Origin of the sequence: Achromobacter sp. JD-1 (genome assembly GCF_038594925.1) — a bacterium.
In the GTDB taxonomy this organism is placed as follows: Bacteria; Pseudomonadota; Gammaproteobacteria; order Burkholderiales; family Burkholderiaceae_B; genus Achromobacter; species Achromobacter spanius_C.
Map to the genome: position 1 here is coordinate 73203 of NZ_JBCGCS010000012.1, position 25272 is coordinate 98474.

Here is a 25272-nt window from a genome sequence, read left to right on the forward strand (position 1 = left end):
GACCCGTGATTGGGGGCGGGCGCGGATAAAGCGGCCCGCCCGTTTTCCTACACCGTCAGCACGCAGTCCAGTGCTTCGGGCGCATTCAGCTTGACGCGGAACGCGCGCAGTTCGTCGCGCCGGAACACATGCACCGTCACGCGGTCGCCGGGCAGATACTGCGACAGCAGCATGTCCAGGCCTGCCGGCGAATCCACGCGCAGCCCGTCCAGCGCCACCAGCACGTCTCCCGCCGATAGTCCCCCCTTGTGGCCTGCGCCGCCTTCCAGCACCGTGGCCAGCATCACCGTGTCACCTTGCTTGCGGGGGCGCACATCCAGAGTCGGAATGTTCATCGCCGTTTTCCAGCTCAGCGTGATGCCCTGATCGGCCAGCAGGTCTGCCAAGGGCACATCCGCCGTGCCGTAAGCATGGCGCGCAATGAAGCGGCGGGTGTCGACGCCAGTGGCCTCCCGGATCAGTTCGGGCAGCGCGTCTTCGGGCAGGCCTTGCGGCTTGCCTTGATAGAAGTCGCGGCCATAGCGGGTCCACAGCAGGCGCATCACGTCGTCCAGCGAATGCTGGCCGCCGCTTTCACGGCGGATCAACAAGTCCAGGCCCAATGCCACCAGCGCACCCTTGGTGTAGTAGCTGACCAGCGCGTTCGGCGAATTCTCATCCTGCTTGTAATAGCGCGTCCAGGCGTCGAACGAGCTTTCCGCCACCGATTGCTTGGCGCGGCCCGGGGTGCGGGCCACGCTGGTGATGGTCTTGGCCAGCAAGCGCAGATATTCCGTTTGAGTGATCACGCCGGAACGCAGCAGCAGCAAATCATCGTAGTAGGACGTGAAACCTTCGAATACCCACAACAGGCGGGTCAGGTCGGGCTGCTCCAGATGGTAGGGGGCAAAGGCTTGCGGCTTGATGCGCTTGACGTTCCAGGTGTGGAAGTACTCATGGCTGACCAGCCCGAGAAACCCGCGATAGCCTTCGCCCTGGCCTTGCTGGCCCAGCACGGGCAGGTCTTTGCGCGCGGTCATCAGCGCGGTGCTGGCGCGATGCTCCAGGCCGCCGTAGCCGTCGCCCGTGACCATGGTCATGAAGACGTAGCGGTTGGCGCTGTCCAGGAAGGGCGCGCGCTTGGTGCGCGGTTCAAAGAATGCAATCTGCGTGTCGCAAATCTTCTTCACGTCGGCCGCGATGCGCGCCAGGTCCAGATTGGGGGCAACGCCGGTGAAGACCAGTTCGTGCTCGGCGCCATGGGACGTAAAGCTTGTGACCTGCGGCGTGCCCATTTCCACCGGATGGTCGATCAGCGCATCGTAGTCGGGCGCCTGGTACAGGCCAAAGCCGTGGCGCCGTGCCGCGCCGCGCTGGCCCGCCGCTTCGGGCAGGCTGGTGTAGACCTTCCAGCCGTCGATGCCGCGCGGGGGCGCCAGGTCAACCAGGCAGGGCAGGTGGTCTTGCCCATGCACGCGCAGGAACACGCTGGTGCCATTGAAGAAGCCGTGGGTTTCGTCCAGATGCGCGCCACGCACCGACAAGTCCCAGGCGTAGACCACGTACTCCACGCGCAGCGGGCCGTCGGTGGGGGCGGCCTGCCAGGTGTGGTTGTCGATCTTGTCGACAATCACGCGGCGCGAGCCCGCGTAAGCCGCCACCGATTCGATCTGGCGCGAGAAGTCGCGGATCAGGTAGCTGCCAGGAATCCAGGCCGGCAAAGACAAGCGTTGGCCGTCGGGCGAGGGGGCGTCGATCGTTAGGGTTATCCGGTAGCGGTGTCCGGCCGGGTCATGGGGCGTCAGGCGGTAAAGTACGGGGCAAGCGTTGTCTTTTTTCATGCTCGTATCTTATTTCATACTTCCTACTGGAGACATTCAATGAGCGAGTCGTTTGTACTGGTCGAAACCCGGGGCCGCGTCGGTCTGCTGACGCTGAACCGTCCCAAGGCGCTCAACGCACTCAACGATCAACTGATGGATGAGCTCGGCGCGGCGCTGCTGGCGTTCGAGGACAACGCCGACGTCGGCTGCGTGGTCATTACCGGCAGCGAAAAAGCCTTTGCCGCGGGCGCCGACATCGGCGCCATGAAAGACTGGTCGTACATGGACGTGTACGGCAGCGAATACATCACCCGCAACTGGGAAACCCTGAAGCGCATCCGCAAGCCCGTGATCGCGGCCGTGGCCGGCTACGCCTTGGGCGGCGGCTGCGAACTGGCCATGATGTGCGACATCATCATCGCCGCCGATACGGCCAAGTTCGGCCAGCCCGAAATCAAGCTGGGCGTGATTCCCGGCGCGGGCGGCACGCAACGCCTGCCGCGCGCGGTGGGCAAGGCCAAGGCCATGGACCTGGCCCTGACCGCCCGCATGATGGGCGCCGAGGAAGCCGAACGCGCCGGCCTGGTGTCGCGCGTGGTGGCCGCCGACAAGCTGATGGAAGAGGCGCTGGACGCCGCGACTGTCATCGCGTCGATGTCTTTGCCGTCCGTCATGATGGCCAAGGAATGCGTGAATCGCGCGTTCGAAGGGTCCTTGAACGAAGGTCTGTTGTTCGAGCGTCGGGTGTTCCATTCCCTGTTCGCCACGGAAGACCAGAAGGAAGGCATGGCCGCATTCACTGAAAAGCGCAAACCTGACTTTAAACACCGTTAAGCCTTGTTACGGCCGCGAAATGCCCGCGGCCACGTGACAGGATCCCCAGCGCGCCGACTCCGGCGCGCTTTTTCATGGGCGCCGAGGCCGCGCGCGGCCGTTGCGCCTTGAAACGTCTGGGCAGCACCTTGTTGCAGGCTTCTTCCCTATGCTGGTTAGGCGTCATCAAGAGGTGCCGCGCCAGAGCGGCTTGCCCCACTGGCAAGTCCCGCGCGGCGGCTCGCTAGCAAACAAGATAAAGAAGGAGCCTTGCATGCGTACATTTATTGCTCGCCGCCGGTGGTCAACCGCGGTGCTTGCCGGCGCGTTGAGCGCCTGCGCCATGACCGCCACCCAGGCTCAAGCGCCGCAGTCCACCCTGCGGCTGGTCTCGGAAACGCCGTACCCGGCTTCTTCCGCGCCCGCCCCGCAAATGAGCGAACAGGAACTGCGCGACACGGCGATCGACGCTTACGTCTACGCCTACCCGATGGTGTTGATGGAACTGGCGCGCCGCAAGGCCACCGCCGTGCAGACGCCCCTGGATGGCCGTGCGCCGGTCAACCAGTTCGGCCACAAGACCGCTTTCCCGGATCCGCGCGCCGCCGACACGCCGTGGCCCAGCGCCGATGCGCTGTATTCCAGCCTGTGGTTCGACGTGTCGCAAGCGCCCTTGATCGTGAACCTGCCTGATACCGGCGGCCGCTATTCGGTGCTGTCGGCGCTGGATATGTGGAGCGACGTGTTCGCCTCGCGCGGTACTCGCACCAACGGCTCCGGCGCGCAGTCGTTCGCCATCGTCGGCCCCAACTGGCAGGGCAGCGTGCCCGCGGGTGTCGATGTCATCCATAGCCCCACCTCCACGGGTTGGTTGATCGGCTGGACGCAGGCCAAGGGGCCGCAGGACTATGCCGCCGTCAATCAGATCCAGGCCGGCATGACGGCCTCGCCGATGATGGCGCCGATGGCCGCGACCCCCACCGGCTCTGCGCGCAACCGCAACGCCGGCAACGCCTATCCGCAAACCGGCTCGCGCGTGGGCTCGGCGCCCATCGGCAGTGGCTTGCCCATGCCAATGCCGGTGAACGTGCCTGACGGCACGCCCGCCGAACAAGCGGCCAGCATGGACGCGGCCTCGTTCTTTACGCTGTTCTTTGACGTGTTGCGCAACAACCCGCCGCATGCCAACGACACGCCGATCCTGGACCGCATGCGCCGCATCGGCCTGGACAGCCGCCAGCCGTTCTCGTACGGACGCTTGAGCCCGGCCGTGCAACAGGCGCTGGCCGACGCGCAGCCGCTGGCCGGCCGTCGCATTGCCGACGGGGTGTCGCGCCTGGGCACGCCGATCAATAACTGGAACACGGTGCTGTCGGGAATTGGCACTTATGGCACCGACTATTCGCGTCGCGCCGCCATTGCCTACGCGGGCTTGGGCGCGCCCACGCCGGAAGATGTGCTGTACCCGGTGACCATGTCGGACTCCAAGGGCCGCCAGCTGGATTCGAACGAAGACTACGTGCTGCATTTCGACAAGGGCCAACTGCCGCCGGCCAATGCGTTCTGGTCGCTGCATGTCTATAACGACAAGCATGGTTTTGCCGAGAATCCCGCCAATCGCTACGTGCTGCGCAGCACCGATGAACTGAAGTACAACGACGACGGCTCGCTGGATATCTACATCCAGCGCCGCGATCCGGGCGACCGGAAGCGTTCGAACTGGGTCAGCACGCCGGCCGCCGACGGCCCGTTCCTGTTGAGCATGCGTTTGTATTGGCCGCAGGATACGGCGCTGGACGGCTTGTGGGCACCGCCGCCGGTCAAGGAAGACTGAGCTTGGTCGCGGTTTAGAACCGCCTGACGGAACCAACAGCGGCTCTTCGATGAAGGGCCGCTTTTTCGTGCCGAGGCCACGCTGCGCAAGGCTTGCGCAGCGTGCGGCCAGCCCGGGTTCGCGTCCCTAATTTCGATGCTTGCCGGGACGTTGCGTGCACCTTACAAACTCCCGAAAGTTCATTTGCTTGGGAAAAAAGATTCAAGCTATACTCTGCGGGTTTGACGCTTGCGGGATAAGAACACGTGGCGGCCGGGTAGGCAAAAGTAGTTGAATAACACTGCTTTTGCGCAGGCTAAGCCGGTTCTGACAGGGGCAAGAAGTAGCGGGGTTTTTGATGCATGAGCCAATGCAAAACTCGATGCAAAGCACAGTGCGGGACTCAGTACGAGACACAATGCAAAGTGCGCAGCAGCGAGGGTTGTCGGGCCAGGGTGGGGGTGAAGTTGGCGGGGGTGGCATCAACTGTGATGGCATCAACGATGACGACATCAAGGTCCTGGTTCTAAGCGACGCGGATCGCGTGGCGTTGAATGCTCAGGCAAGCCGCGGTCTCCTGTTGGCACTGGCGGCGCAAGGCGCCATGGGGCTCGCAGCAGCGGTAATTGCGGGAGTTGTCGGAGGGGCGGCGGCTGGTTGGTCGGCGCTGGCGGGGGCGGGAGCGTATTTCATACCCAATGCATTGTTTGCATTGCGCCTGGCTGTCAGTGTTCGGGCCGGCAAAGCCAATCCCTTTACCTTTCTCTCTGGTGAGTTGATCAAGTTGTTCGCAACGGCGTTGTTGTTGTGGATGCTTTCGCGTGTTGCACAGGACAGCCTGGTTTGGCCTGCCGCATTGCTGGGTCTGATACTCACATTGAAGGGTTATCTCTTGCTCTTGATGTTCCGCAAGTTGTCTTAGCGCCGAGCAGTAAGTAGCGGCAAACGTGATCGTGGAATCGTCCGGCTCGCAAGGGTTCGGGCATACAGCAAATAGGGTAGGATTCAAATGGCTGCTGCCAGCGACGTGTCGCCTCAGTCCGCGTATATTCAGCATCACCTGGTGCATCTGAACAATACCGGTGAAAAACAGAGCGCAATTGCTCAGTTCGACATCATCAATTACGACTCGTTGTTCTGGTCCGGCCTGATGGGTCTGATCGTCATTTTCTTTCTGTGGCGCGCTGCTCGCCGCGCCACCAGTGGCGTGCCGACCCGCTTCCAGGCTTTCGTGGAAATGATCGTCGACATGGTCGACGACCAGGCCAAGGGCATCGTCCACAACGCCAAAAGCCGTCTTTTCATCGCCCCGCTGGCGCTCACCGTGTTCCTCTGGATCATCCTGATGAACGCGCTGGACTTGCTGCCGGTTGACCTGTTGCCTTCCATCTGGCGCCTGACCGGCCTGGGTGCCGAGCACGGCGATCCCCTCTATTACCACCGCATTCTGCCGACGGCCGACCTGAACGTGCCGATGGGCATGTCGCTGGGCGTGTTGCTGCTGATGTTCTACTACGGCATCAAGATCAAGCACCCGGGCGGCTTCGTCAAAGAATTGTTCACCGCGCCGTTCCACGCGCATGGCCTGGGCGCCATTGTGCTGGCCCCGTTCAACCTGCTGCTGAACCTGATCGAATACGCCGCCAAGTCCGTGTCGCTGGGCATGCGGTTGTTCGGCAACATGTTCGCCGGCGAACTGATTTTCATGCTGATCGCCCTGTTGGGTGGCGCCTGGACCGGCTTTAACGGCGCCAGCATCGGCTTGGGAATCGGCCACATCCTGGCCGGCTCCATCTGGGCGATCTTCCACATCCTGATCGTCCTGCTTCAGGCCTTCATCTTCATGATGCTGACGCTGGTTTATCTCGGCCAGGCACACGAAGGCCACTGATCCCCCGAATTTCCTGCGCTGGCCACCCGGCCAGCGTGGGATAGCAAGATTATCTTGCATTGAGCTGTACCCCTTATTTTCAATTTTTGACTTCAGATTTCTAACCAAGGAGTTGTCATGACCAACGTCGCTTTCGTTGCCCTCGCTTGCGGTCTCATCATCGGTTTGGGTGCTATCGGCGCTTGCATCGGCATCGCATTGATGGGCGGCAAGTATCTGGAAGCTTCGGCTCGTCAGCCTGAGCTGATGAACGCTCTGCAAACGAAGATGTTCCTGCTGGCCGGCCTGATCGACGCGGCATTCCTGATCGGCGTGGGTATTGCCATGCTGTTCGCCTTCGCCAACCCGTTCGTCGGCTAAGGCAGCGCCCGCCGGCGAATAGGCGGGTCATGACGTTGGCGGCGATGTGGGCAACAGCCCCGTCGCCGGCCAGCAAAGTATCGAGTGCTCCGTGACGCCCCTTTCCGGGTGCGGTCGGAGCCGCAAGGTGTTAAAGGAACGACCGTGAATCTGAACGCGACGATCATTTTCCAGATGCTCGTGTTCTTCGTTCTGGGCTGGTTCACGATGAAATTCGTGTGGCCTCCTCTGACGAAGGCGATGGACGAGCGCCGCCAAAAAATCGCCGACGGCCTTGCCGCCGCCGAGAAGGGCAAGGCCGATTTGGCTCAAGCCCAGGCGCGTGTCAGTCTGATCGAGGCTTCTGCCAAGTCCGAAAACCACGCCCGCATCATCGAGGCCGAGAAGCAAGCCGCCTCCCTGATCGAGCAAGCCCGCCGTGAAGCGGAAGCTGAACGCGCCCGTATCGTGGCTCAAGCCGCTCAGGATGCCGCGCAGGAAGTCCAGCGCGCTCGTGACTCGCTGCGCGACGATGTTGCCGCGCTGGCTGTCAAGGGTGCTGAACAGATCCTCAAGCGCGAGGTTGACGCCCGCGCCCACGCCGAGCTGCTCAACCAGCTTCGCGCGCAGCTTTAATCCGGGACCGTCATGGCTGAACTTTCCACTGTTGCCCGGCCCTACGCTGAAGCGCTCTTCAGCGCAGCGCGCGACGACAAGGCCGGCTTGCCGGCCTGGGCCGACCTGGTCAGCGAAATGTCGCAGGTCGCCTCCAACCCCGACGTGCGCGAGGCCATGGCCGACCCGCGTCTGGGTGACAAGCAGCGCGTCGAGCTGTTCTCCGGCCTGATCAAGGCCGAACTGCCCCAGGCCGCCCGTAATTTCATCGAGCTGCTGGTTGAAAACGACCGGCTGCTGCTGCTGCCCGACATCGCCACGCAATTCGTGGTGCTGCGCAATCGTCACGAGGGCACGGCGCAGGCGGAAATCACCAGCGCGTTCGAACTGAGCGACGCCCAGGTCAAAGACCTGGTCGACGCGCTCGAACAAAAATTCGGCCTCAAGCTCAAGCCCAACGTCACCGTCGACCAGTCGTTGATCGGCGGCGTGCGCGTGGCTGTCGGTGACCAGGTGCTCGATACTTCCGTACAAGCCCAATTGGTCCGCATGCGCGATCAGCTCGCCGCTTAAGGCAACTAACAGGATTCCAGGAGTCAATATGCAACTCAATCCCTCCGAGATCAGCGAACTGCTCAAGAGCCGCATCGAGGGCCTGGGCGCTTCGGCTGATGTCCGTACTCAGGGCACCGTCGTGTCCGTGACCGACGGTATTACCCGCATCCACGGCTTGTCCGACGTGATGCAGGGCGAAATGCTCGAATTTCCCAACAACGTTTTCGGTCTGGCGCTCAACCTCGAGCGCGACTCCGTCGGCGCCGTTATTCTGGGCGACTACACCGGCATCTCCGAAGGCGACCAGGTCAAGACGACCGGCCGCATTCTGGAAGTTCCGGTTGGTCCGGAACTGAAAGGCCGCGTGGTCAACACGCTGGGCGAGCCGATCGACGGCAAGGGCCCGGTCAACGCCAAAGAAACCGACATCATTGAAAAAGTGGCGCCTGGCGTTATCGCCCGTCGCTCGGTGTCGCAGCCGCTGCAAACCGGCGTCAAGGCTATCGACTCGATGGTGCCGATCGGCCGTGGCCAGCGCGAGCTGATCATTGGCGACCGCCAAACCGGCAAGACCGCTGTCGCCGTCGACACGATCATCAGCCAGAAGGGCAAGGGCGTCACCTGCGTGTACGTCGCTATCGGCCAGAAGGCTTCCACGATCAACAACGTGGTGCGCAAGCTGGAAGAGCACGGCGCGATGGAATACACCATCGTCGTGGCCGCTTCGGCTTCGGACTCGGCCGCCATGCAATACCTGGCCGCCTACGCCGGTTGCACGATGGGCGAATACTTCCGCGATCGTGGCGAAGACGCCCTGATCGTTTATGACGACCTGACCAAGCAAGCCTGGGCCTACCGCCAGGTGTCGCTGCTGCTGCGCCGTCCGCCGGGCCGTGAAGCCTACCCGGGCGACGTGTTCTACCTGCACTCGCGCCTGCTGGAACGTGCTGCCCGCGTGAACGAAGACTATGTCGAAAAGTTCACCAACGGCGCCGTCAAGGGCAAGACCGGTTCGCTGACCGCACTGCCGATCATCGAAACGCAAGCCGGCGACGTGTCCGCCTTCGTTCCGACCAACGTGATCTCGATCACCGACGGCCAGATCTTCCTGGAAACCGACCTGTTCAACGCCGGTGTCCGCCCCGCCATCAACGCCGGTATCTCGGTGTCGCGTGTGGGTGGTGCCGCGCAGACCAAGGTTGTGAAGAAGCTGTCCGGCGGTATCCGTACCGACTTGGCGCAGTACCGTGAACTGGCCGCCTTCGCGCAGTTCGCTTCCGACCTGGACGATGCTACCCGTCGCCAGCTGGAACGCGGCAAGCGCGTGGTCGAACTGCTCAAGCAGCCGCAATACCAGCCGCTGCAGGTGTGGGAACTGGCCGTCACGCTGTACACGGTCAACAACGGCTACCTGGATGACGTGGACGTGGCCCAAGTGCTGTCGTTCGAGAAGTCGCTGAAGGATCAGTTGAAGGCCAAGCATGCGGCCATGATCCAACGCATCGAAGACACCAAGGAACTGTCCAAGGACGACGAGGCCGAACTGGCCACCGCCGTTCAGGAATTCAAGAAGCACGGTGCTTTTTAAGAAAGTGATGGGTTAGGCGTCTGCAACGCCTCACCCGTCCTTACCGGATGGTTGAGGCGTGAGCGGAACCCATCGGCCAGTCTTCACAGGAAAGCGCAATGCCCGGAATTAAGGAAATCCGAACCAAGATCAAGAGCGTGCAAAACACGCGCAAGATCACCAAGGCGATGGAAATGGTCGCCGCATCCAAAATGCGCAAGGCGCAGGAACGGATGCGTGCTGGTCGTCCGTACGCCACCAAGGTGCGCGAGATTGCTGCGCACCTGATGCAGGCCAACCCCGAGTACAGCCACCCGTACCTGGTCGAACGCGAAGTCAAGGCGGTCGGCGTGGTCATGGTGACGACTGACAAGGGTTTGTGCGGCGGCTTGAACACCAACATCACTCGCGTGACGTTGGGCAAGCTGAAAGAGTTCGAGAAAAACGGCATCGCCGTGCAAGCGACCGCTTTCGGCAACAAGGGCGTGGGTGTGCTGACCCGTATCGGCGCCAAACTGGTTTCCCAGGAAGTGCAACTGGGCGACAAGCCGCAACTGGACCGCCTGCTGGGCGCGATCAAGGTGCAGCTGGACGCCTACCTGGAAGGCCGCATCGACGCGCTGTACGTGGCTTCGACCCGCTTCGTCAACACGATGAAGCAGGAGCCGTTGTTCTTGCGTCTGCTGCCCTTGGCCAGTGGTTTGGACGATCCGTATCAATCGGGCGCCGAGAGCCTGGCCAAGACGTCGGAAGTGAAGTCGGACTACAGCTGGGATTACATCTACGAACCCGACGCCCGTAGCGTGATCGACGACCTGCTGCAGCGTTACGTTGAAGGCCTGCTGTATCAAGCCGTGGCCGAGAACATGGCTTCGGAGCAGTCGGCCCGGATGGTCGCCATGAAGGCGGCGTCGGACAACGCCAAGAAGGTCATCGGAGAGCTGCAACTGGTCTACAACAAGACCCGTCAGGCCGCGATCACCAAGGAAATTTCGGAAATCGTAGGGGGCGCTGCCGCCGTATAAGGCAGGCAGCTCCCATCTAAAGCTATCAAGCAAGGAATCGACATGAGCAACGGAACCATCGTTCAGTGCATCGGCGCCGTGGTGGATATTCAGTTCCCCCGCGATCACATGCCCAAGATCTATGAGGCGCTTACCCTGGCCGACGACGAGTCCTCCTCGTTCGCCGAGAAGGGTCTGACGCTGGAAGTGCAGCAACAGTTGGGCGACGGCGTGGTGCGTACCATTGCGCTGGGCTCCAGCGACGGCCTGCGCCGCGGCATGCAAGTCACCGGCACCGGCGCCCCGATCTCGGTGCCCGTCGGCACCGGCACGCTGGGTCGCATCATGGACGTGCTGGGTCGTCCCATTGACGAAGCCGGCCCGATCCAACACGAAGAAAAGCGTGGCATTCACCAACCGGCTCCCCGTTTCGACGAACTGTCGCCGTCGGTGGAACTGCTGGAAACCGGCATCAAGGTTATTGACTTGGTCTGCCCGTTCGCAAAGGGCGGCAAGGTCGGCCTGTTCGGCGGCGCCGGCGTGGGCAAGACCGTGAACATGATGGAACTCATCAACAACATCGCCAAGCAGCACAGCGGTTTGTCGGTGTTTGCCGGCGTGGGTGAGCGTACCCGCGAAGGCAACGACTTCTACCACGAAATGGAAGAGTCGAACGTTCTGGACAAGGTGGCGATGGTGTTCGGTCAGATGAACGAACCCCCGGGCAACCGTCTGCGCGTGGCGCTGACGGGCCTGACGATGGCCGAGAAGTTCCGTGACGAAGGCCGCGACATCCTGTTCTTCGTGGACAACATCTACCGCTACACCCTGGCCGGTACCGAAGTGTCCGCACTGCTGGGCCGTATGCCGTCGGCCGTGGGCTACCAGCCCACGCTGGCTGAAGAAATGGGCAAGCTGCAAGAGCGCATCACGTCGACCAAGACCGGTTCGATCACGTCCATCCAGGCCGTGTACGTTCCCGCGGATGACTTGACCGACCCGTCGCCTGCCACGACCTTCCAGCATTTGGACTCCACCGTCGTGCTGTCGCGTGACATCGCTTCGCTGGGTATCTACCCGGCCGTGGACCCGCTGGATTCGTCCAGCCGCCAGCTCGACCCGCAAGTCGTTGGCGAAGAGCACTACGCCGTTGCCCGTGGCGTGCAGCAAACGCTGCAACGCTACAAGGAACTGCGCGACATCATCGCGATTCTGGGCATGGACGAACTGTCGCCGGAAGACAAGCAGGCCGTGGCCCGCGCGCGTAAGATCCAGCGCTTCCTGTCGCAGCCGTTCCACGTTGCTGAAGTGTTCACCGGCTCGCCCGGCAAGTACGTTCCGCTGTCTGAAACCATCCGTGGTTTCAAGATGATCGTGAACGGCGAATGCGACGCGCTGCCGGAACAGGCCTTCTACATGGTCGGCTCGATCGACGAGGCCTTCGAGAAGGCCAAGAAACTGCAATAAGGAACCGATATGGCTACCCTGCATGTGGATGTCGTCAGCGCAGAGGAAGCGATCTTCTCCGGTGAGGCGAAGTTCGTGGTGCTGCCTGGCGAAGCGGGTGAACTGGGCATTTTGCCCGGCCACACCCCGCTGATTTCGCGCATACGCCCCGGGACGGTCAAGATCGTTCGTGCCGACCAAGGCGAGGAAAACATCTTCGTCGCCGGGGGCATTCTGGAAGTGCAGCCGGGCAGCGTGACGGTTTTGGCCGACACCGCTATCCGTGCTTCCGACCTGGACGAAGCCCGCGCCGTGGAAGCTCGCAAGAAGGCCGAAGAGGCCCTGGCGAACGCCAAGGACAAGGCGGACATCGCAGTTGTCGAAGCCGAACTCGCCATGCTGGCTGCGCAAGCCATCGCGGCGCGCAAGCTGCGCCAAGGCGGCCGTTCGCACTAAGCGGCAAAGTAGTACGCCGGGGCTTGCTCCGGTAAGAAGAAAGCGGCCTCCGGGCCGCTTTTTTCATGCCCGCTCGAACGGCGTCGGCAAGCCGCGCCGGCTCTGCGCGTGGCGACCGCAATGCGTTCGATACGAATAGCTGGGCGGGTTATGCAACAGTAGCCTTCAAGCTTGCCTAACGAGCCTGGGGGAAAGCGTGCGAGAAGTCCTGGATTGCGGGGTGCTGCTGGCGCCCGGCCATGAAGCCGCCATGCGCGACTGGGTGGCGCGGTATCGGGCCGGGCTGCCTCGCGTGCGCCTGCACCTGGTGCCCTTGGCAACGCTGACGGCCGCGCCAACCGGGGCCGGGCCTGACGCCGCCGGCCTGCCCCCGAGCTTGCCAGCGGATGTGCAGGCGCTGGCCCGCGTTGCCGTGTCGCTGCGCCGTTATGACAGCTGCGTGCTGCCGGTGGCGCCGTCGTCGGTAGCCTGGGCGCGCATGGCTCTGTCGCACGCCGGCGATGCGCTGACGACGCCCTTGCTGCTGCTGATGGACGGCATGAAAGCGCCCGCCATCGAAGACCTGCTGGGCCTGGGCGTCACTGATTTCATGGCGCAACCCGCTTGCGTGGAAAGCATGCGCGTGCGCTTGGGCCGTATGCGCCGGCCCAATTCGGGCGCGCATCCCATGTGGCACCAGGTCGGGCTGGAAGAGGCGCCGGCGCGCTACCACTCGCCAGGCGGCAGCCCGGCACTGCCGCTGCAAGGTGCGCGGCCCGTGGTGGCGCCCGAAGTGCTGGAGCAAGGCCTGGCCAACTTGCGCGACACTCGACGTGAAGCCGCGCAAGAATCGTTTCGCCAGGCCAAAGCGCGGGTGGTCGACAGATTCGAACGCGACTACATTCGCCATGCTTTGTCGCGCCATGGCGGCAACGTGGCACAGGCTGCGCGGGCCTGCGAAAAGCATCGGCGGGCGTTCTGGGCCTTGATGCGCAAGCATGGCATCGAGGCCGCGCCGTATCGGCAGGCGACACAAGGACGCAGGATGAGTGACTAAACCGCCCTTGGGCCTCAAGGGAAGTAAAATCACGGCTTCCGACCAACGAGGATAGTCGTGTCTGCTTCCAGCTTGAAGAACGATGTGTTCTTGCGCTCGCTCCTGCGTGAGCCCGTGCCCTATACCCCGATCTGGCTGATGCGCCAGGCGGGTCGCTACCTGCCCGAGTACCGCGCCACGCGGGCCCGTGCAGGCTCCTTCATGGGCCTGGCTCAAAATCCGGACTACGCCATGGAGGTCACGTTGCAGCCGCTGGCGCGCTACGACCTGGATGCGGCCATTCTGTTTTCGGATATTTTGACGGTGCCGCATGCGATGGGCCTGGGCCTGGACTTCGCCGAAGGCGAGGGTCCGCGCTTTGCGCACCCGGTGCGCACCGAGGAAGACGTCGCCCGCCTGGCCGTGCCCGACATGGACAAGCTGCGCTACGTCTTTGACGCGGTCGGCGTGATCCGCCGCGAGCTGGACGGCAAGGTGCCGTTGATCGGCTTTGCCGGCAGCCCGTTCACCATTGCCTGCTACATGGTCGAAGGCAAGGGCAGCGACGACTACCGCCTGATCAAGACCATGCTGTATTCGCGCCCGGATCTGCTGCACCGCATCCTGGAAATCAACGCCGAAGCCACGCTGCAATACCTGAACGCGCAGATCGCCGCCGGTGCGCAGGCCGTCATGCTGTTCGACAGTTGGGGGGGCGTGTTGGCCGATGGCTTGTTCCAGCAGTTTTCGCTGGCTTACACCAAGAAGGTCGTTGACGGCCTGACCCGCGAAAACGAAGGTCGGCGTGTGCCCGTCATCGTGTTCACCAAGGGTGGCGGCCAATGGCTGGAACAGATTGCGGCTTGCGGTTGCGATGCCGTGGGGCTGGACTGGACAGTGGATCTGGCCGCGGCGCGCCGCCGCACGGGCGACTCGGTGGCCTTTCAGGGCAATCTGGATCCGATGGCCTTGTTTGGCGGCGGCCCCGCCATCCGCGCGGAAGCCCGGCGTGTGCTGGACGCTTTTGGCCCGGTCGGCAAGGGCGGCCATGTGTTCAACCTTGGACATGGAATTTCGCGTTTCACCCCGCCGGAAGCCGTAGCCGAATTGGTCGATGAAGTCCACCAACACAGCCGCACGCTGCGGGGGTAAGTGAGTGAACGCTTCGGTCCCAAGGGCCGACATTTGAGGGCCCCGGCAAGTACTTGTGCACAGCAAGAATTTGCTTGGGGAAAACCCTTTAGAAGCTAGTTTACAATCTTGGAACGTTATATAAGCCACTGTTTTTAAATGGAAAAACTGAGTTTTCCACCGGATTGCAACGTACTGCGCAATCTTGGCTTATTCCTAAAATTGACGTTGCTCCAGCCTTTTCCCCAAAGTTATCCACAGGCGGCGTTCCCGCCGTCCGGCGCGCCCAGGCGGCATTTGTCCGGCGCCGCCATCCCCCATCCTCTATCCGCCATTCGGATTAAAACTCTTTTCATGACCCGTCCAAGCCTCCATGTCTGAACCGTTGCCAGGAACGACTCCCGAAGCCGTCTGCTGGGTGCGGGTGGCGTTGGACGTGCCCTTGCCCGGCCCGTTCGACTACCGCAGCGACGCGCCTGTCGCCGTGGGCTTGCGGGTCATTGTTCCTTTCGGGCGGCGCAAGATGGTCGGCGTAGTGGTGGAAAACCCGGCCGAGCCGTCATACGACCCCAAGCAGATCCGGCCCATCGAACAGGTGCTGGACGATCTGCCGCCCTTTGACGAAGACTGGCTGCGCATGGCGCGTTTCGCGGCGGACTACTATCAGCGACCCCTGGGCGAAGTCATGCTGCCGACCTTGCCGCCGCCGTTGCGCAAGCCCACCGCGTATCAGGGCAAGCGGTCAGCAGGCGGCCCGGTGGCCCGCCTGGACAACCGCAAGCGCAAGCCGGTGCGTGCGCCGGCCAAGGCCGATCAGCCGCCGGAACTTAACGACGCACAGTGCGCCGCCGTGGACACCATTGGCGCACTGACCGGCTTCAAGCCGGTGCTGCTGCACGGCGTGACGGGCAGTGGCAAGACCGAGGTTTACCTGCGCGCGGCGGAAAAAGTGCTGGGCCAGGGGCGGCAAGTGCTGCTGATGGTGCCCGAGATCAACCTGACCCCGCAATTGGAAGCCGCGCTGCGTGCGCGTCTGGAAGCCTTGGTGGGGCCGGATGGCCTGGCCGTCATGCACAGCGGTTTGTCCGACGGTGAGCGGTTGCAGGCCTGGGCTCGCGCCCAACGCGGCGAGGCGCGCATGGTGCTGGGCACGCGGATGTCGATCTTTGCGCCCCTGAGCAAGCTGGGCTTGATCGTGGTGGACGAAGAGCATGACGCTTCCTACAAGCAGCAGGACGGCCTGCGCTATTCGGCGCGTGACCTTGCCGTGTGGCGCGCGCACGATCTGGATATTCCCGTGGTGTTGGGCTCGGCCACGCCGTCCCTGGAAACCTGGCAGCACGCCGAGCGCGGCCGCTATCTGCGCCTGACGCTGCCGGGCCGGGCGCGCTCCAGCACGCTGCCGTCGATGCGTCTGGTGGACACGCGCCGCCTGCAGATGAAGCACGGCATGTCGCCGCACTTGCTGGAGGCCATCGGCCAGCGGCTGGAACGCAAAGAGCAGTCGCTGATCTTTCTGAACCGGCGCGGCTATTCCCCGGTGCTGCATTGCCAGTCCTGCGCCTGGGTCAGCAATTGTCCGCGCTGCACCGCATTCACCGTGCTGCATCGCACGGATGGGCGCGGCCATCGGCTGCAATGCCATCACTGCGGCTACCAGGCGCCCGTGCCGCGTGCGTGCCCGGAGTGCGGCGACCAGGACCTGGCGCCCATGGGCCGTGGCACCCAGCGCATCGAAGAGCATCTGGCCGAGCTGTTCCCCGGGGCGCGCATCCTGCGCATCGATGCCGACAGCACGCGCAAGAAAGGCAGTGCCGAAGCGCTGTTTGCCTCCGTGCACGCGGGCGAGGTCGACATCCTGGTGGGCACGCAGATGGTGGCCAAGGGGCATGATTTTGCGCGGCTGGGCCTGGTGGGCGTGCTGAATTCTGATTCGATGCTGTTCGCGCACGACTTCCGCGCGCCCGAGCGTCTGTTTGCTCAGCTGATGCAGGTGGCGGGCCGGGCCGGCCGCCACCAGGGCAACGGCGAGGTGCTGATCCAGACCGGCTACCCCGAGCAGCCCGTGTATCAGGCTTTGCTGCGCCATGACTACGCGGGCTTTGCGCGCCATGCCCTGCACGAACGCGAAAGCACCGGCTTGCCGCCCTTCGTCTATCAAGCCCTGCTGACGGCCGAAGCGCGCGAACTGAAAGTGGCGCAAGCTTTCCTGGAGCGCGCGCGCGTGCTGCCGGAAGGGGAGTGGGCCGTCGACTTTCCCGGCCTGGACGCCATCATGCTGTACGACCCGGTGCCGCTGCGGGTGGTGCGGGTGGCGAATATCGAGCGTGCCCAACTGCTGGTGGAAAGCAGCAGCCGGCCGGCCTTGCAGGCCTTTCTGACGTCGTGGTCGCACCACTTGCCGTATATCGCCAACGAGGCGCGGGTGCGCTGGCAGTTGGAAGTCGATCCGCTTGAAATCTAGCTTAAGGTTCAACATGTCCGCCAACGAAGCCATTGCCCAAGGGATGAACCCCGCTCAACGAGAAGCGGTGCTGTACCTGGACGGCCCGTGCCTGGTGCTGGCTGGCGCCGGCAGCGGCAAGACGCGCGTGATCACGCAGAAAATTGCGTATCTGCTGCGCGAATGCGGCTACATGGGCCGCAACGTGGTGGCCTTGACCTTCACCAACAAGGCCGCGCGCGAGATGGACGAGCGCGTGAAGACGCTGGTGGACCGCAAGCTGTCCAAGGGCCTGATCATCAGCACGTTCCACTCGTTGGGCGTGAAGATGCTGCGCGAGGAAGCGCGCAACGCCGGGCTCAAGCCCACGTTTTCCATCCTGGATGCCGATGACGCCATGTCCATCATCCAGGAACTGCTGGCCACCACCGACAAGGCGCGGCTGCGGCACGTCCAGGGCATTATTTCGCTATGGAAGAACGCGCTGATGGAACCCGACGACGCCGCGCGCGAAGCCGTCACGCCGGGCGACGTGGAAGCCGCCAATATCTACCGCAGCTATGCCGCCACGCTGGCGGCCTATCAGGCGGTGGACTTCGATGACCTGATCCGCATTCCCGCCTTGCTGCTGTCCAGCAACGAAGAGGTGCGCACGCGCTGGCAAAACCGCGTCCGCTACCTGCTGGTGGATGAATACCAAGACACCAACGTGTGCCAGTACCGCTTGGTGCAGTTGCTGACGGGCTCGCGCGCCATGTTCACGGCGGTGGGCGACGACGACCAGGCCATCTATGCCTGGCGCGGCGCCACCATCGAAAACCTGGCCAAGCTGACCACCGACTACCCCAACATCAAGCTCATCAAGCTGGAACAGAATTACCGCTCGGTGCAGCGCATTCTGGCCGCCGCCAACGCAGTCATCGAGAAGAACCCCAAGCTGTTCGACAAGAAGCTGTGGTCCGACCTGGGCGTGGGCGAGCCCATCCTGGTGTCCGCCATGGATGGCGAAGAGCAGGAAGCCGAATCCATCGCCATGAAGGTGTCGGCCTCGCGCTTTGAACGCCAGGCGCAGTGGAAGGATTTCGCCATCCTGTACCGCAGCAATCATCAGTCGCGCATTCTGGAGCAGGCGCTGCGCAACCTGAAGATTCCGTACACGATCTCGGGTGGGCAAAGCTTTTTCGACAAGGCGGAAGTGCGCGACGTCTTGTCGTACCTGCGCCTGTTGGCCAACGACGATGACGACCCCGCGTTCATCCGCGCGGCCACCACGCCCAAGCGCGGCATCGGCCAGGCCACGTTGCAGGTGCTGGGCCAGTACGCGGCCACGCGCGAACTATCGCTGTTGGCCGCCGTGGCCGAAACCGGCTTGGAAAGCCTGCTGGCGCCGCGCCAGTTGGAGCCCTTGCGCACCTTTGCGGAATTCATCCGCCGCATGCAGTGGCGCGCCGGGCGTGGCGCCACCGGCAAGGACGCGGCGCCGGCCGAGCCCGCCGGCGTCATCCTGGACGACCTGCTGGAAGCCATACAGTACGAACGCCATCTGTTCGAACTGTTCGAAGAACGGCCCGCGCAAACACGCTGGCAGAACGTGCTGGAACTGACCGGCTGGCTCAAGCGCAAGGCCGAAGAAGACGACATGACGCTCTTCGATCTGGTGCAGCACGTAGCGCTGGTCACGATGCTGGAACGCGGCGAGGAAGACGAGCCCGATGCGGTGAAGATGTCGACCCTGCATGCGTCCAAGGGCCTGGAGTATCCGCACGTGTACCTGGCGGGCGTTGAAGAAGGCCTGCTGCCGCACCTGGGCAAGGACGACGAAGTGGGCGACCCCGCGCGCGCGGCCGAAAACCTGGCCACGCGCATCCAGGAGGAACGCCGCCTGATGTACGTGGGCATTACCCGCGCGCAGCGCAGCCTGAACCTTAGCTGGTGCAAGCGCCGCCGCCGTGCGCGCGAAGACCTGGTGCGCGAGCCATCACGCTTCATTGAAGAGATGGGGCTGGGCGATGTGCGCGTGCAGGAAGACGAAGCCACCGCCGCCATGAACCCCAAGGAGCGCATGGCCATGTTGAAAGCACTGCTGAAGAAGTAGCGCGCGGCCCGTCCCATGAAAGACGACGTCCGCTATCTGCCCGTGTCCGGCACGCCGGGGCTGGTGCTGGGGCAGGCGCGTCTCAGCGAATTCCAGTTCGACCGCCACTATCACGAGGACTATCACATCGGCCTGGTGACCCACGGTGTGCAACGCCAGCACTTTCGCGGGCAGAGCATTCTGCTGGGGCCAGGGGGTATTGCGCTGATGCCGCCCGGTGAAATCCATGACGGCATGGGGGCGGACGACCAGGGTTCGGCCTATGTGCTGAAGACGTTTCGGATTTCTTCGGCGCTGATGCGCAACTGGATCGAAGACGTATCGAATGCCGCGCCCCGCGAGCAGTTTTTCGGCACGCTGCTGCAAGACGCCACGCTGGCGCAGCGCTTCATGGCCTTGCACAACGTGTGGATGTCGCGCGCGCCGGACGAACCGCTGGCGCGGCAGTCGCAATCACTGGCCTTGATGGCCGACTTGTTCGTGCGCACGCGCACAGTGACGCCGCAGCAGGTCAAAGGCGGCCTGTCAGCGGCGCATCGGCTGGCCGTGCGGGATTACTGCCATGCGCATTTGAGCGAGAAGATCGCGTTGGACGACCTGGCCCGGTTGTGCGGACTCAGCCGTTTTCAATTCCTGCGGCGCTTCACGCACTCGGCGGGCTTGACGCCCCACGCCTGGCTGGTGCGGCTGCGGCTGGAGCGGGCCTGCGCGGTGCTGGCCACCGCGCGCATGTCGGTGGCCGAGGTGGCGGCGGAAGTGGGCTTTTATGATCAAAGCCATTTCAACCGCGCCTTTCGTGCGGCCTACGGAGCACCGCCTTCGGCCTATCAACCGGCGGTGTAGGTAAGGCCGAAAGCGCCCGCCGGCCGGTTCAACCCACCCGCGCGCGCAACGCCGACAGGAAGTGGTCGACGTCTTGTTCCGTGGTGGCAAAGGACGTCACCAGACGCACGACGCCCGGACCCCAGCGGTCGTGATAGAAGCGGAAACCGTCGGCCAGCAGGCCGTCGATGGCGGCGGCTGGCAACTGGCAGAACAGGATGTTGGCGTCGGCCTTGCCTTGCAGCGTCACGCCGGGCAGGCCTTGCATGCCTGCCGCCAGGCGGGCGGCCATGGCGTTGGCCTGGCGCGCGTTGCGCAGCCACAGGCCATCATCCAGATACGCTTCCATCTGCGCGGACAGCAAACGCATCTTTGACAACAGATGGCCGCCGCGCTTGCGCCGGAACGCCAGGTCGCGCGCACGCTCAGGGTTGAACATCACGATGGCCTCGGCGCCCAGCACGCCGTTCTTGGTGGCGCCGAACGACAGGATCTCGACGCCCGCCTTCCACGTCATTTCCGCCGGGGTGCAGTCCAGGCTGACCAGCGCGTTGGCAAAGCGCGCGCCGTCCATGTGCAGCGGCAAGCCCGCATCGCGGCAGACGCTGCCGATGGCCTGGATCTCATCCAGGGTGTAGACACTGCCGGTTTCCGTGGCCTGCGTGATGCTGACGCAGGACGGCTGCACGGAATGCACGTCGCCCACCTTGCGCCGCGCTTGCTCGGCCAGTTCGACCGGGTCGATCTTGGCGTCGGTGCCACCCAGCAGCATCAGGCGGGCGCCATGGGTGTAGAACTCGGGTGCCCCGCATTCATCATTGGCGATATGGCTTTGCGCATGGCACAGCACGGCGCCCCAGGGCGGCGTCAGCGCGGCCAGGCTGAGCGAATTGGCGGCCGTGCCGGTGGGCACCAGCAGCACGTCGACCTCGTGCTCGAACAGCTCGGCCAGCCGGCGCTGCACATTCAGGGTGCTGTCGTCGGCGCCATAGGGCTGGGCCTGGCCGGCGCTGGCGCGCAGCAGCGCCTGCATCACTTCGGGGCTGGCGCCCGCGATGTTGTCGCTGGAAAAGCCCATATTGGGGGCGGGGACGGATAAGGGCATGTTCACGGTTGGCGTTGGCGGATTCGGGAAAGTGGCCACTATGCCGGGACGCGCGCATGCGGGCTTGTAGAAAATTGCGGCTGGCTCCTACACTGGGCAGGTCCATCTTGAAGGAGCGCATCATGTGTCGTTGGCTGGCTTACACCGGAAGTCCCCTACAGATGGAAAGCGTGCTGTTCAAGGCCAAGCATTCGCTTATCGACCAGAGCCTGCATTCGCGCCTGGGCGTCACCACGACCAATGGCGATGGCTTTGGCCTGGGTTGGTACAGTCGGTTGTCCAATAGCCACATCGAGCCGCCGTTCCGCTACCGCAGCGTGCACCCCGCCTGGAACGATCGCAACTTGCGCGAAGCAGCGCGCGCCATCCACGCGCCGCTGTTCGTGGCGCATATCCGCGCGGCCACCGACACGCCCGCGCAAGAAACCAACTGCCACCCGTTTCGCCACGGCCAGTGGCTGTTTGTGCATAACGGGGTGATTCGCGACTACCCCTTGCTGCGTCGCGACCTGATGCTGATGATTGCGCCGGCCTATTTCGGATCGATGGAAGGGTCCACCGATTCCGAGGTGATGTTCCTGCTGGCACTGACTTTTGGCCTGGAGGAAGATCCGATTCCCGCGCTGGCCCGCATGGTGGGCGCGGTGGAAGAAACGGGCCGCCGCCACGGCGTGACGCATCCCATCAACATGACGGTGTGCGCGCTGGACGGCGAAAGGCTGATTGCGGTGCGTTATTCCAGCGAGGCAGAGTCGCGCAGCCTGTTCCACAACACCTGCGTGCGCCATTTGCGCGAGCTGTATCCGCAGGATCCGCAGATTGCCGCGCTGGACGAAGACGCCTTCCTGCTCTTGTCCGAACCCTTGAGCGAGATGCCCGGCGTCTGGAAGGAAGTGCCCGAAGCCACCGCCATCATCGCCGGGGGCGGCGACGTCCGGCATTACCCCTTCGCGCCGATCGCGCCAGGGCCGTAACGGGTATTTTGAGCAAAATCCGGCCAAATATCGTCGAAAATGGCCGATAAATAGGGGTCATCAAGCACGTATCGCCCATATAAGGGAGAATGCGTGTCGCAATGACTTTGCGACGTCCTGGGCCGCGAAAGCACCCCAACTCAATAAGGAAGTTGCATGACAGATAGCAAAACCCCGCAGGTCTCAGACGCATTGGCGGTGTTTACGCACACGGGGAACGCCCCGCTTCGCTTTGAATTGCATGACAAGGGCGTGGTCCGCCAGCAAGGCGACACACGCAGCTACACCGCCTTCGCGGATGTACTGGATCTTTGCCTGTTCCCCGCTGAAGCGGGCGCAACGGCAGGCCCGATCCACCAATTTGCCTACCGTACCAGCACGACGCAAGACTGGACCGTGGTGTCCGGCGACGTCAGCAACTTCGCCCAGCTCCTGGATGCATTCCGTTCGCGCTACGTCGCGCAGCGCCTGCCCGTGCTGGAAGCGTTGATGGCCGACGGCAAGCGCGTGGCATTCCGGACGATCAAGTCCGGTGAGTTTCCCGGCTTTGACATGCAGGAACTGGCCCTGTCGGCCGAAGGCCTGCATATTGATGGCGCCACCTGGCCCTATGAATCGTTGCAGCGCATAGACCTGAACGACTGGACCGAAACGATCACCCTGCAAGACGACAACGGCAAGACCGTGTTTTCATGCGTGGCAACGCGCATTCTCAGCTCGGATCTGCTGGTGAACCTGGTGTACGACCAGTTGGGTCAAACGGCGGAATACGCCTGACGGGAGTCGTCCCGCAAGCAGCGTAACGGGCTTGCTTGATACGTAATGATGAAGGGCCGCCCCAAGCGTTACGAGCGGCCCTTTTGCATGGGGTTTGGTGATTGTTGTTACGAGGATCAATGCCCCGCGTGCAGCGCGGGATTCAGCGTACCCCAGGCCGCGGTGCGGACCAGTGTTTCCACGACGCCCGTCTGTGAATTGCGGCGGAACAGCAACCCATGCTGGCCCGCCAGCGACGCGGCTTTCACCACCGCGCCTTCCGGCGTCAGCACCCGCGTTCCAGCGGTGATGTAGCAGCCGGCTTCCACCACGCAGTCGTCGCCCAGCGAGATGCCGATGCCTGAGTTCGCGCCCAGCAGGCAGCGCTTGCCGATGGATACCACCTGCTTGCCGCCGCCAGACATCGTGCCCATGATGGACGCGCCGCCGCCGATATCGCTGCCGTCGTCCACAATGACGCCCGCGCTGATGCGGCCTTCGACCATCGAGGCGCCCAGCGTACCGGCGTTGAAGTTGCAGAAGCCTTCATGCAGCACGGTCGTGCCCGCCGACAAGTGCGCGCCCAGACGCACGCGTGCCGTATCGGCAATGCGCACGCCGCTGGGCACGACGTAGTCCGTCATGCGGGGAATCTTGTCCACGCCGCGAATTTCCAGCGTTTGCCCCGTGGCGCGCAATTGCCAGCGCAAGGCGTCCACCTGATCCACCGCGCACGGCCCCACGGACGTCCACGCCACGTTGGACAGCACGCCGAACAAGCCATCCAGGTTCGCATCATGCGGGCGGATCAGGCGATGGCTGAGCAGATGCAGCCGAAGATAGGCGTCATGCGCATCGGCGGGCGGCTCATCCAGCGACGCAATGGCGGTGCGCACGGCAACGATATCCACCTTGCGGCGCGTGTCGCGGATCAGGGCCGTGGCCACATGTTCGCCCAGCGCCGCGCGGGCTTCTTCAGGCGTAAGGCGGCGCGTGCCGGCAGCGGGCGTACCCTCGGCCAGCGACGGGCGTGGATACCAGGTGTCAAGCACCGAGCCATCGGCAGCAAGCGTGGCAAGGCCATAGGCAATGGCGCTGGAAGAAGCGGCGGACATAATAATTTTCGGTAAAAAAAATAGAAAAATTCGACGTAGGATGGGTGAAGCGCGAGATACCGTTCAAAAGAACACCACCGTAGATCGCGCGCAACCCATCAACCGCCCGTGGATCAACCCGTGACCACCGCAAGATGGGTTACGCGCGATGGGCCACCGGCGCCCTTGCCAGGGACCCCGCGCGCTTCACCCATCCTACGATCCGCGGTAACGCGAATCACCCGTTCAATAGAACACCACCGTGCAACGCGCACAAGCCAACAGCCGCCGGTGGATCAACCCGACCATCGTAGGATGGGTGAAGCGCGAACCGCAGTTCAAAAGAACACCGCCGTAAATCGCGCGCAACCCATCACCCCTACGCCAATTCCTTCAACAGCAATTCCCAGAACTTCAGCCGCTGTTCCAGCGTCGACACCAGCACATACTCATTCAGCGTATGCGCCCCATCCCCATCAGCGCCCAACCCGTCCAGCGTGGGAATCCCCATCGCCGACGTGAAGTTCGCGTCGCTGCCGCCGCCGGTCATCGGCGCGTCTTCCAGCAGGAAGCCCGCCCGATCCGCGTAGCCCTGCACCAGCGACAGCAAGGCCGCCGCCTCGTCCGTCTTCACCATCGGCGGGCGGTTCAGTTCAACGTTGATGTCCAGTTCCACATCCGGCCCCACCGCGCACAACTCGCGCATGCGGCGCAGCACGTCTTCGGCGGCGCCCATGTCGGGCACGCGGAAGTCCACCACGCAGCGGCACAACGCCGGCACCGTATTCGTGACCGTGCCGCCCGCAATCGTACCCACGCTGACCGTGATGCCGCGGTCATAGTCGGTCATGGCTTCCAATGCCAGCACCTGGTGCGCCATTTCGCGGATTGCACTGCGACCCTTCTCGTGCTGCATGCCGGCGTGTGCCGGGCGGCCCTTCACGTTCAGGTTGAGCATGCCCGTGCCCTTGCGCGCCGTCACGCACTTGCCGCCGTTCGGGCGGGCCGGCTCGCACACCAGCGCGTACTTGGCGTTGGCGGCAAAGCGTTCAATATGCACGCGGGACGCATGGCTGCCCGTTTCTTCATCCGGCACCACCAGGAAGTCCACCGGCAGTTGCGTCGCGCCGGGCCGCGCCACGCCGGCCAGCGCGGTCAGCGCCAGGTAGATGCCCGCCTTCATGTCATAACTGCCCGGGCCGTAGAGGCGGTCGCCATCAATACGCACCGGGTTCTCCAGCAGCGTGCCCACCGGATGCACCGTGTCCATGTGCGCCAGGATCAGGATGCCGGGGCGCGTGTCGCCGGGGGCGCGGTTGGTGGCGTACAGCAGCGGACCCGTGGTGGGGCCCAGCGACGACAGCTCCACCGTCAGGCCCGCGGCGGCCGCGTAGTCGGCGATGATGCGCGCCATGGCGGCGATGCCTTCGGGAAAGTTGGACGGCGATTCGCATTGCAGCCAGCTTTGAATGCCGGCGACGATCTGTTCAGTGCTCTGGGTGTTGGACATGGCGGGTTCGGTGTTCAGCAATGAAA

The 25272-nt window shown here is 63.6% G+C and carries 22 protein-coding genes; 18 read left to right on the plus strand and 4 right to left on the minus strand.

The window, feature by feature from the left end; translation table 11 throughout:
* Positions 1 to 47 precede the first annotated feature (47 nt).
* Entirely contained in the window at positions 48 to 1820 is a 1773-nt protein-coding gene (locus WBR68_RS19035) for a M61 family metallopeptidase (protein WP_127183256.1), read from the minus strand.
* A 39-nt stretch (positions 1821 to 1859) separates the two neighbouring features.
* Here WBR68_RS19035 and WBR68_RS19040 point away from each other — a divergent pair, with 39 nt between their 5' ends.
* The 16 genes from WBR68_RS19040 to WBR68_RS19115 all read left to right on the plus strand — a co-directional run bounded on the left by WBR68_RS19040 (position 1860) and on the right by WBR68_RS19115 (position 19828).
* Positions 1860 to 2636: an enoyl-CoA hydratase gene (locus tag WBR68_RS19040; protein WP_127183257.1), complete on the plus strand. Its 777-nt coding sequence runs from the start codon at positions 1860 to 1862 to the stop codon at positions 2634 to 2636.
* Positions 2637 to 2889: 253 nt separating this feature from the next.
* On the plus strand, positions 2890 to 4449 hold the full coding sequence (locus tag WBR68_RS19045; protein WP_050446774.1) for a DUF1254 domain-containing protein: 1560 nt from the start codon (positions 2890 to 2892) through the stop codon (positions 4447 to 4449).
* A gap of 397 nt (positions 4450 to 4846) precedes the next feature.
* Complete coding sequence (locus WBR68_RS19050) at positions 4847 to 5350, plus strand: ATP synthase subunit I (protein ID WP_230694986.1); 504 nt, start codon at positions 4847 to 4849, stop codon at positions 5348 to 5350.
* 87 nt (positions 5351 to 5437) lie between these two features.
* Positions 5438 to 6319 (plus strand): F0F1 ATP synthase subunit A, encoded by an 882-nt coding sequence (atpB, locus tag WBR68_RS19055; RefSeq protein ID WP_050446773.1) that lies wholly within the window; start codon positions 5438 to 5440, stop codon positions 6317 to 6319.
* A 117-nt stretch (positions 6320 to 6436) separates the two neighbouring features.
* Positions 6437 to 6679 carry a F0F1 ATP synthase subunit C gene (gene atpE, locus WBR68_RS19060; RefSeq protein ID WP_003815363.1) on the plus strand — a complete coding sequence of 81 codons (243 nt, stop codon included), beginning with the start codon at positions 6437 to 6439 and terminating at the stop codon, positions 6677 to 6679.
* Between the two features lie 144 nt (positions 6680 to 6823).
* The gene (locus WBR68_RS19065) at positions 6824 to 7294 is read left to right on the plus strand and encodes a F0F1 ATP synthase subunit B (RefSeq protein ID WP_006227275.1); all 471 of its coding nucleotides are present in this window, start codon (positions 6824 to 6826) and stop codon (positions 7292 to 7294) included.
* A gap of 12 nt (positions 7295 to 7306) precedes the next feature.
* Entirely contained in the window at positions 7307 to 7846 is a 540-nt protein-coding gene (locus tag WBR68_RS19070; RefSeq protein ID WP_050446772.1) for a F0F1 ATP synthase subunit delta, read from the plus strand.
* A 28-nt stretch (positions 7847 to 7874) separates the two neighbouring features.
* A complete protein-coding gene (atpA, locus tag WBR68_RS19075; protein WP_006217061.1) occupies positions 7875 to 9416 on the plus strand; it encodes a F0F1 ATP synthase subunit alpha in 1542 nt (513 codons plus the stop codon).
* Positions 9417 to 9514: 98 nt separating this feature from the next.
* Positions 9515 to 10420, plus strand: coding sequence for a F0F1 ATP synthase subunit gamma (gene atpG / locus WBR68_RS19080; protein ID WP_050446771.1), 906 nt, complete (start codon positions 9515 to 9517; stop codon positions 10418 to 10420).
* Positions 10421 to 10462: 42 nt separating this feature from the next.
* Positions 10463 to 11866 (plus strand): F0F1 ATP synthase subunit beta, encoded by a 1404-nt coding sequence (atpD, locus tag WBR68_RS19085; RefSeq protein ID WP_050446770.1) that lies wholly within the window; start codon positions 10463 to 10465, stop codon positions 11864 to 11866.
* A gap of 9 nt (positions 11867 to 11875) precedes the next feature.
* Positions 11876 to 12301, plus strand: a complete 426-nt coding sequence (locus tag WBR68_RS19090) for a F0F1 ATP synthase subunit epsilon (protein ID WP_006217064.1) — start codon at positions 11876 to 11878, stop codon at positions 12299 to 12301.
* 196 nt (positions 12302 to 12497) lie between these two features.
* The gene (locus WBR68_RS19095; protein ID WP_230694987.1) at positions 12498 to 13337 is read left to right on the plus strand and encodes a helix-turn-helix domain-containing protein; all 840 of its coding nucleotides are present in this window, start codon (positions 12498 to 12500) and stop codon (positions 13335 to 13337) included.
* A gap of 57 nt (positions 13338 to 13394) precedes the next feature.
* Entirely contained in the window at positions 13395 to 14468 is a 1074-nt protein-coding gene (hemE, locus tag WBR68_RS19100) for a uroporphyrinogen decarboxylase (RefSeq protein ID WP_127183258.1), read from the plus strand.
* A 352-nt stretch (positions 14469 to 14820) separates the two neighbouring features.
* Positions 14821 to 16911, plus strand: coding sequence for a primosomal protein N' (locus tag WBR68_RS19105; protein ID WP_127183259.1), 2091 nt, complete (start codon positions 14821 to 14823; stop codon positions 16909 to 16911).
* A gap of 13 nt (positions 16912 to 16924) precedes the next feature.
* Complete coding sequence (locus tag WBR68_RS19110; RefSeq protein ID WP_050446767.1) at positions 16925 to 18985, plus strand: UvrD-helicase domain-containing protein; 2061 nt, start codon at positions 16925 to 16927, stop codon at positions 18983 to 18985.
* A 15-nt stretch (positions 18986 to 19000) separates the two neighbouring features.
* Positions 19001 to 19828: an AraC family transcriptional regulator gene (locus WBR68_RS19115; RefSeq protein WP_230694988.1), complete on the plus strand. Its 828-nt coding sequence runs from the start codon at positions 19001 to 19003 to the stop codon at positions 19826 to 19828.
* Positions 19829 to 19856: 28 nt separating this feature from the next.
* Here WBR68_RS19115 and WBR68_RS19120 read toward each other — a convergent pair whose 3' ends face one another.
* Entirely contained in the window at positions 19857 to 20912 is a 1056-nt protein-coding gene (locus WBR68_RS19120; RefSeq protein WP_230694989.1) for a threonine aldolase family protein, read from the minus strand.
* Positions 20913 to 21034: 122 nt separating this feature from the next.
* On the opposite strand from WBR68_RS19120, the gene WBR68_RS19125 reads away from it, so the two are divergent.
* Positions 21035 to 21886 carry a class II glutamine amidotransferase gene (locus tag WBR68_RS19125; protein WP_127183262.1) on the plus strand — a complete coding sequence of 284 codons (852 nt, stop codon included), beginning with the start codon at positions 21035 to 21037 and terminating at the stop codon, positions 21884 to 21886.
* A gap of 156 nt (positions 21887 to 22042) precedes the next feature.
* Positions 22043 to 22663, plus strand: coding sequence for a hypothetical protein (locus WBR68_RS19130; RefSeq protein ID WP_050446763.1), 621 nt, complete (start codon positions 22043 to 22045; stop codon positions 22661 to 22663).
* A 116-nt stretch (positions 22664 to 22779) separates the two neighbouring features.
* On the opposite strand, the gene dapD is transcribed toward WBR68_RS19130, so the two are convergent.
* Entirely contained in the window at positions 22780 to 23757 is a 978-nt protein-coding gene (gene dapD / locus WBR68_RS19135) for a 2,3,4,5-tetrahydropyridine-2,6-dicarboxylate N-succinyltransferase (protein WP_127183264.1), read from the minus strand.
* A gap of 358 nt (positions 23758 to 24115) precedes the next feature.
* The gene (locus WBR68_RS19140; protein ID WP_050446855.1) at positions 24116 to 25246 is read right to left on the minus strand and encodes a M20 family metallopeptidase; all 1131 of its coding nucleotides are present in this window, start codon (positions 25244 to 25246) and stop codon (positions 24116 to 24118) included.
* Positions 25247 to 25272: the final 26 nt, after the last annotated feature.